Below are 1,590 nucleotides of genomic sequence, written 5' to 3'. Positions count from 1 at the left end.
GAACAGATACTCTCTTCCATCCTTAACCGGAGGTGGGAATATCCTGCATTCCCGAACCCATCGACGAACTGTTTCAAGGCTTCTTGGACGTCGCTGGCGTGCGTTCCACTCCTGAAGTGTCAAGTACATCGCAAAGTCTCCGCAATTACACGCAAGAAAAAACCGCCATCAGGCGGCTTGGTGTTCTTTCAGTTCTTCAATTCGAATATTGGTTACGTCTGCATGTGCTATCTGCGCCCATATCATCCAGTGGTCGTAGCAGTCGTTGATGTTCTCCGCTTCGATAACTCTGTTGAATGGCTCTCCATTCCATTCTCCTGTGACTCGGAAGTGCATTTATCATCTCCATAAAACAAAACCCGCCGTAGCGAGTTCAGATAAAATAAATCCCCGCGAGTGCGAGGATTGTTATGTAATATTGGGTTTAATACTCGGAAGTGCATTTATCATCTCCATAAAACAAAACCCGCCGTAGCGAGTTCAGATAAAATAAATCCCCGCGAGTGCTTTCTCGCACATTGCAGAATGGGGATTTGTCTTCATTAGACTTATAAACCTTCATGGAATATTTGTATGCCGACTCTATATCTATACCTTCATCTACATAAACACCTTCGTGATGTCTGCATGGAGACAAGACACCGGATCTGCACAACATTGATAACGCCCAATCTTTTTGCTCAGACTCTAACTCATTGATACTCATTTATAAACTCCTTGCAATGTATGTCGTTTCAGCTAAACGGTATCAGCAATGTTTATGTAAAGAAACAGTAAGATAATACTCAACCCGATGTTTGAGTACGGTCATCATCTGACACTACAGACTCTGGCATCGCTGTGAAGACGACGCGAAATTCAGCATTTTCACAAGCGTTATCTTTTACAAAACCGATCTCACTCTCCTTTGATGCGAATGCCAGCGTCAGACATCATATGCAGATACTCACCTGCATCCTGAACCCATTGACCTCCAACCCCGTAATAGCGATGCGTAATGATGTCGATAGTTACTAACGGGTCTTGTTCGATTAACTGCCGCAGAAACTCTTCCAGGTCACCAGTGCAGTGCTTGATAACAGGAGTCTTCCCAGGATGGCGAACAACAAGAAACTGGTTTCCGTCTTCACGGACTTCGTTGCTTTCCAGTTTAGCAATACGCTTACTCCCATCCGAGATAACACCTTCGTAATACTCACGCTGCTCGTTGAGTTTTGATTTTGCTGTTTCAAGCTCAACACGCAGTTTCCCTACTGTTAGCGCAATATCCTCGTTCTCCTGGTCGCGGCGTTTGATGTATTGCTGGTTTCTTTCCCGTTCATCCAGCAGTTCCAGCACAATCGATGGTGTTACCAATTCATGGAAAAGGTCTGCGTCAAATCCCCAGTCGTCATGCATTGCCTGCTCTGCCGCTTCACGCAGTGCCTGAGAGTTAATTTCGCTCACTTCGAACCTCTCTGTTTACTGATAAGTTCCAGATCCTCAAATCCCCAGTCGTCATGCATTGCCTGCTCTGCCGCTTCACGCAGTGCCTGAGAGTTAATTTCGCTCACTTCGAACCTCTCTGTTTACTGATAAGTTCCAGATCCT

Annotated in this window: 3 protein-coding genes and 1 pseudogene; all 4 read right to left on the bottom strand. The window is 45.5% G+C overall.

Going from position 1 to position 1,590, the window contains the following annotated elements:
• On the bottom strand, nucleotides 1-129 hold a 129-nt coding region (locus EMN46_RS18470), incomplete at its 3' end, for an excisionase (RefSeq protein ID WP_275942920.1).
• A gap of 295 nt (nucleotides 130-424) precedes the next feature.
• Nucleotides 425-706, bottom strand: coding sequence for a hypothetical protein (locus tag EMN46_RS20560; protein ID WP_368667582.1), 282 nt, complete (start codon nucleotides 704-706; stop codon nucleotides 425-427).
• Nucleotides 707-897: 191 nt separating this feature from the next.
• Nucleotides 898-1,446, bottom strand: coding sequence for an ead/Ea22-like family protein (locus tag EMN46_RS18460; RefSeq protein ID WP_001289873.1), 549 nt, complete (start codon nucleotides 1,444-1,446; stop codon nucleotides 898-900).
• A gap of 17 nt (nucleotides 1,447-1,463) precedes the next feature.
• Nucleotides 1,464-1,553 (bottom strand): annotated as a pseudogene (locus EMN46_RS20555) (ead/Ea22-like family protein); the annotation flags it as partial.
• Between the last annotated feature and the right edge of the window lie 37 nt (nucleotides 1,554-1,590).

Source organism: Ancylomarina sp. 16SWW S1-10-2, from assembly GCF_009669305.1.
Lineage (GTDB): Bacteria > Bacteroidota > Bacteroidia > Bacteroidales > Marinifilaceae > Ancylomarina.
This window is presented reverse-complemented; position numbering and strand designations above follow the sequence as displayed.